Source organism: Halorubrum distributum JCM 13561 (assembly GCF_000337395.1).
Lineage (GTDB): Archaea > Halobacteriota > Halobacteria > Halobacteriales > Haloferacaceae > Halorubrum > Halorubrum distributum.
The window spans coordinates 1-6004 of the sequence record NZ_AOJF01000050.1; the positions used below are offsets into that span (position 1 = coordinate 1).

6 protein-coding genes and 1 tRNA gene are annotated in these 6004 nt (G+C 65.2%); 5 read left to right on the forward strand and 2 right to left on the reverse strand.

From position 1 onward, the window contains the following. Nucleotides 1-219: 219 nt before the first annotated feature. Complete coding sequence (locus C470_RS11750) at nucleotides 220-720, reverse strand: CBS domain-containing protein (protein ID WP_004596990.1); 501 nt, start codon at nucleotides 718-720, stop codon at nucleotides 220-222. Between the two features lie 113 nt (nucleotides 721-833). On the opposite strand from C470_RS11750, the gene C470_RS11755 reads away from it, so the two are divergent. From C470_RS11755 to C470_RS16480, 3 genes are all read left to right on the forward strand, one after another. Further along, nucleotides 834-1328, forward strand: a complete 495-nt coding sequence (locus tag C470_RS11755) for a metal-dependent hydrolase (protein WP_008367460.1) — start codon at nucleotides 834-836, stop codon at nucleotides 1326-1328. 223 nt (nucleotides 1329-1551) lie between these two features. Continuing rightward, entirely contained in the window at nucleotides 1552-1827 is a 276-nt protein-coding gene (locus C470_RS11760; protein ID WP_008367462.1) for a hypothetical protein, read from the forward strand. Nucleotides 1828-1937: 110 nt separating this feature from the next. Then, nucleotides 1938-2891, forward strand: a complete 954-nt coding sequence (locus C470_RS16480; protein ID WP_160162945.1) for a S8 family serine peptidase — start codon at nucleotides 1938-1940, stop codon at nucleotides 2889-2891. A 92-nt stretch (nucleotides 2892-2983) separates the two neighbouring features. Here C470_RS16480 and C470_RS15770 read toward each other — a convergent pair. Then, nucleotides 2984-3137, reverse strand: a tRNA-Met gene (locus C470_RS15770). Between the two features lie 203 nt (nucleotides 3138-3340). Between C470_RS15770 and C470_RS11770 the strand changes: the two genes are divergently transcribed. Together C470_RS11770 and C470_RS11775 are read left to right on the forward strand one after the other, a co-directional pair. Beyond that, nucleotides 3341-4663, forward strand: a complete 1323-nt coding sequence (locus tag C470_RS11770) for a DUF7115 domain-containing protein (protein WP_008367464.1) — start codon at nucleotides 3341-3343, stop codon at nucleotides 4661-4663. A gap of 106 nt (nucleotides 4664-4769) precedes the next feature. After that, nucleotides 4770-6004: mechanosensitive ion channel family protein (locus C470_RS11775; protein WP_008367466.1), on the forward strand; the 1235-nt coding region annotated here is incomplete at its 3' end.

Genomic DNA, 6004 nt, shown 5'->3' on the forward strand with positions numbered 1-6004 from the left:
GTGGTTCGAGAGAGCAAAGCTCTCTCGTCATCACGAAAGGCGCGAAGCGCCTTTCGAACGACAGCGAGCGTGCGTTGCCCTCGCGGCTGGGGCTTTGGAGGCTTTTGTCGTCGATCGACAGTCACCCATTTATAAGTGAGCGGCTGGGGCTTTGGAGGTGTTCACCGCCGGGCTATGGACGGCGATTTATAAATAGATCTTAGAACGACCCGATCCGATCTATTCCAGTCGGCGGTCGCGGAACGCCCGGATCACGTCCTGCCGGGCGATGATTCCGACGAGGCGCCCGTCCTCGTCGACTACAGGTACGCGATTAATATCCGGGTCGTCGCCGACGAGCAGGTCCAGCACGTCGTCGACGCTCGCGTCCGGCGTCACCGTCGCCACGTCGGTGCTCATCACCTCGGAGATCGGCTTGTCGGCGTTCCGGATCAGGTCGACGCCCAGGTCGATGTCGGCCCACGGGCGCTTCACCTGGTAGGAGAGCGTGTCCACGAACGGCGGGAGGCCGATCGGGATCCACAGCGTCTCGTCCTCGGGCTCGAACAGGTCGACGAGGTCGGACTCGGTGATCACGCCGACCACCCGCTCGTCGTCGTCAACGACCGGGAAGCCGCTGAACTCGTAGCGGGCGAACCGCTTGAACACGTCGGCGACGTCGTCGTCGGGCGAGACCGTCTTCACGTCCGGTTCCATCAGGTCGCGGGCGGTCAGTGTCATACCGGACGGTCACGGCGGGAGGCCGTAGGCGTTTCGCCCGGCGGCGCGGCGGGACGCGCGACGCGCTGCTCGCCGACGCAACGGACTTAGGGACCGCGGACGCAGTCGAAGACATGCACCGCAAGGGCCACGTCGGGGCGTCGCTCGTCGTCTACGCCCCGCTCGGGTTCCTCGTCACGGCCCTCGCCTCGATCGAGGTCGGACTCGTCGGCGCGGCCGGCGTCGCCTCGCTGGCGATGGTCCCCGACCTCGACATGCGGATCCCCTTCGTCAAACACCGGGGGATCACTCACACCGTCTGGTTCGCGCTGCTCGTCGGCGTCGCCTTCGGAGTCGTCGGACTGGCGGTCGGCCTCCAGCGCGGAGTCGTCAAGGCGCTGCTGTTCGGCGGCGCAGCCTTCCTGTTCGGCGCCGTCACGATTCTCTCGCACCTCCTCGCCGACGCGCTCACCCCGATGGGGATCCGGCCGTACGCGCCCGTGAGAGACGACGAGTACACGCTCGACCTGTTCACGGCGGCGAACCCGCTCGCGAACTACGGACTCCTGGGACTGGGCGGCGTCGTCGTCGCGGTCGCGCTCGTCGCCGGCGAGGCGGTTCCGGTGTAGAGGCTAACCGTCATCGATTTTGTCTTTATATAGGACCCTGCGGACGTACTCAAAGAGAGATTGTACAAAAGGACGGATAGATAGACGGTAGAAGAGTCATCCTTTCAAGATGGTAGCGACCAATATGTCGAGCGCTGAATACATCTGAAATTGTACGATCGCGAGATGTAGACCAGTTAAGTTTACAGAAGATTCATTTGCGCCCGAAGCGGATGTCGTATTAATGCCCCTCTACGTCGATCGAGATACGCAGGATATGCGTGACGATCCAGAGAGGGACACCTCCGTCGAACTCCTAGTTGGATTTAACGAAGGGTCTGCGGATCAGTTGAAACAGGTAGTTCGGGATCAGGGGGGCCAAATCGTTGAGGTGCTCCCATTCCAGACAATCAAGGTCGCGGTACCACAGACTGCGATCGAGGCGGTCTGTACAGTCGATGGCGTTGAGTCTGTTGAGACTGACGCCAAACTGGATGACCTCTCTCAGGGAGATTTTTAATTCCATCTTGGGCCGAGACGCTCAGTGATTTTCGCAGAAGTGTGTTACACGCAAACATTCGACAGGCAAATGTTCCCGACGATCTGCTGCCGAGCGGTGACGGGGTTTCAGTGCTGCTCGTCGATTCGATTTACCAATCACCATCCGAATTGGATGTCACTGTAGAAGGGCATGAAAATCCAATTGCGAGTGATTTAGACGATACGACCGGACACGGGTCTAATGTATTGTATACTCTCGCTGGGTTGTGTCGGAACGCGGCATTTCATTTTTATCGGATACTCGCAGATGATCGCGAGGCATTCCGCGTGAGCAACTTCCTCAAAGCATTTCAATACGCGATCGAACAGGACATCGACGTTGTCAACGCATCCGCTGGGAAATGGCGACCATCCTGTACCACAGAAACCGAGTGTCGCCTGTGTACTGCGGCTTCAGAACTAGAGGAACAGGGAGTTTGCCTCGTAGCAGGTGCCGGAAATCGACGGACACGAGACGATACTCGATCCGTTTTTTGTCCAGCCCGTTCAGAAGCCGCGATTAGTGTTGGGACATCTATCGCGAAGTGTACAGCCCAACAGCGGACGAGAGCATGGGGGGCTGGGCCAATCCACCCACCTGGTGCGTACTGGGTACGGCATCCGGATGGATATTTCAACCACCTAGACGAGATCGACCCAGAAATCGCGTTTGGAAGAGACGCATACTGTACTCACATGGGCTGTGCCCCAAATCAGTCATGTGAGGTAAATCAAAAGGAAACGCCGTGGGAAGGAAACGTGACACACTCTAAAACAAAGCCAGATATCCTCTCTCCTGGACTGTTGTTCAAACAGTTCTGGGTCGGAGAAGGTGAGAGTACCTTTGTTTTGGATCCAGGAACGAGCTTCTCAACCCCAATCGTCGCAGGATCTGTTGCGCTCGTGTGGTCGGAACTGAAACAATCTGGGTACAACCCGACCCCGAAGGATCTAAAACGAGCAATGCTTGCGTCCGCAGTTGACATCGATGAAGGCAAGGTACAGCGACTCAATGTGGATGGGATGCTGTCTGCGTTCTTGTAATACCACAGACACCCACCTTGGGGCGTCAGTACAGCAGAGGGAGTACAGACCGGTATCTCATCGGGCACATTCGTCGAAGTGTGAGAGTAGAGTGGCCGGGGTGGGCTCCGAACCCACGATCTCCGCATGTCCCAGGTCCGAGGCTCGGCGGAGCCACGGGAAGGACGCGGACGCTTCCAAGGCGTCACCGCACCGAATCTCCGAACCCTATGAGTGCGGCGCTATGTCCAGCTAAGCCACCCGGCCTCACCAGTTCGTACCGCGATGAGACTCTTTAACCTTCCCATCCGTCGGGAGGTTGTGAACCGATCGCAGATCGCCGCGGGCGGCCGCTTCCGAGTGCGATACGGACCCGGAAACACGGGCGGTTCGGGCCGCGAAGGGCGCGCTCGACCCGCGCTCGCGCCCGACCCAGCGGATTTATGCCGGGCGCGGCGTATCCCCGGCGTATGAGCCTCCCCGAACTGCTCGCGGCGACCGTCGGCGACGAGGACGTCGTCGCCGAGGTGCCGCTGGGCGGCGACGATCGACTCGCGGTCACGCCCACCCGGACCCTCGTCTTCCGCGGCGACGGCCTCCTCTCCGACGAGTCCGTCGACGAGTACGGCCACGACGTCGAGCGGATCGAGGTCTCGACGGGCCGCCGCAAGGCGAAGATCACCCTCGGGTACGGCCTCGACGGCGACGAGACGCTCTCGGTCCCCGCCAAGCGCGTCGACGACGTCCTCCACCCGGTCCTCGCCGGCGTCCTCTCGGCGAGCGGCGTCACCGGCCCCGGCGAGACGGTCGTGCGCACCTTCCGCTTCTCGGAGCTCACCCTCATCGTCACCAGCGAGCGGCTGGTCAAACACGTGGGCTCGGCCGTCTGGGACGCCGACTTCGAGGAGTTCCACTACGAGGACCTCACCGGCCTCGACTTCGAGGAGGGGACCGTCGCCACCGCGGTCGTCCTCGTCCACGACGGCCGCTCGGAGCGGTTCAAGGCCCCGAACGAGTCCGCCCGCGCGGTCCGGGAGACGCTCGCCGACGCGGTGTGCTCGTTCCACGGCGTCGAGAGCCTCGAGGAGTTCCGCGTCGCCGCCGCCGAGGCCGAGGAGTCGGCCCCGGACGCGGAGGCGAGCGGCACGACCGACTTCGGCGAGGGGCCCGACCCGCTCTCGGCGTCCCCCGCAGCGGACGCGGAGGCCGACGCCGACGGGACCGAAACGGAACCGGACGGCGCGACCGCCGCCGCCGATCAGCCCGCCGAGTCCGGTCCCGGTTTCGAGGCCGACGACGCCGCCGACCCGGGCGCCGCGGCGTCGCAGTCGGCCGAGTCGGCCGTCGAGTCGGCAGACGGGGCGTCGGAAGGCGCCGCCGACGACCCGCTGGGCGCGGACCCCCTCGCGGCGGACGCGAGCGTCGACGCCGCCGCGACGGACCCGCTCGACGCAGACGGGACGGAGTCCGCGCCGACCGCCGAGGGGATCGAACGGGAGGCAGACGACGGGCCCGCGTCGACGGCCGACCCCGAGGCGCTCGCCACGGACGCGGCGGTCGACGACGTGTCGACCAATGAGCCCGTCGCCGACACCGAGACCGACGCCGACGGCCCCGTTCCCGGGGACGACGCGTTCGACGGATCGCCGTTCGAGAGCGCCGGCGTCGAGGACGCCGACCTCGCGACAGAGGTCGCCGCGCTGCGGCGCACCGTCGAGGCGCAGTCCGAGCGCCTCGACCGGCAGTCGGCGCTCATCGAACAGCTGATCGAGGAGCTTCGCCGGGGTCGGTGACGGACCGCTTCACCTCCGCGGCTCGGTTCCCGGGAGCGGCCGCCCCGATTCTCTCGGCTGAGACTCGCGTCGGATCCGTTATCCGGTCGGCGGCGAACCACCGACCGTGATCAGCGGACTTGGCGCCCGGGCCGGCGCGGTGTTGAGCGGCATCTCGAGCACGGAGGGGCGACTGGCGGTCACCGCCGCCATCGCTCTCGGGACGCTCGCGGTCGGGTGGCTGCTGTTACCGAAGGCGGTCCGCGCCGGCGAGCGGACCGCCTCGGGCTGGATCGAGCGGCTCGTGGACGAGCGCCTGGCGAAGTCGACCGAGGGCGCCATCGAGACGCTCCGAGACGGCGTCCCGTCGTCGTTCCTCCTGCGGCTCGCGGTCGGCGTCCTCCAGTTGGGGCTGTTCGCGCTCGCCGGCGTCGCCGTGCTGACGCTGTGGGGGCGGTTCGACGTCGTGGTCGCGGTGTCGCCGGTCGCGGAGAACGCCCTCACGGTCGGTGCGCAGATCGTCGTCTCGGCGGTGTTGCTCGGCGGTGCCTACGTCGTCAGCGACGTGATCGAGGCGTACGTCGCCGACCTGTCGGCCGACAGCGATCGGATCACCGCCCACCAGGAACAGCTCCTCACCCGGCTCGCGCAGGTCGGCCTGCTCGTGCTCGCCGGCATCACCGTCCTCGGGGTCTGGGGCGTGAACCTCGGCGGCCTCCTCGTCGGCGCGGGCTTCCTCGGGATCGTCCTCGGGATGGCGGCCCGGCAGACGCTGGGGTCGCTCCTCGCCGGCTTCGTGCTGATGTTCTCGCGGCCGTTCGAGATCGGCGACTGGGTCGAGATCGGCAGCGAGGAGGGGTTCGTCACCGATATCACGATCATGAACACCCACATGCGAAACTTCGACGGGGAGTACGTCGTGGTGCCGAACGACCTCGTCGCCAACCAGGCGATCACGAACCGGAGCCGCGAGGGGCGCCTCCGGATCCACATGGAGGTGGGGATCGGCTACGACGACGACCCCGACGAGGCGGCCGGGATCGCAGAGGACGTCCTCTCCGGGATCGACACGATCGCGAACAACCCGCAGCCGTACGCGATCCCCTCCGGGTTCGGCGACTCCGCGATCCTCCTCGACCTCCGGTTCTGGATCGATCCCCCGACCCCGCAGGCCCGGTGGCGCTCGAAGGCGACCGCGGTCGAGGAGATACAGGACCGCTTCGCCGACGCCGGCATCTCGATCCCCTACCCGCAGCGGACCGTCTCGTACCCGCCCGAGACGGCCGAAGCGGACGAGACCGTCGAGCGCGTCGAGCGGGCCGACGAGTCGGCCGACGGCCTGTCTCTTATACACATCTCTGA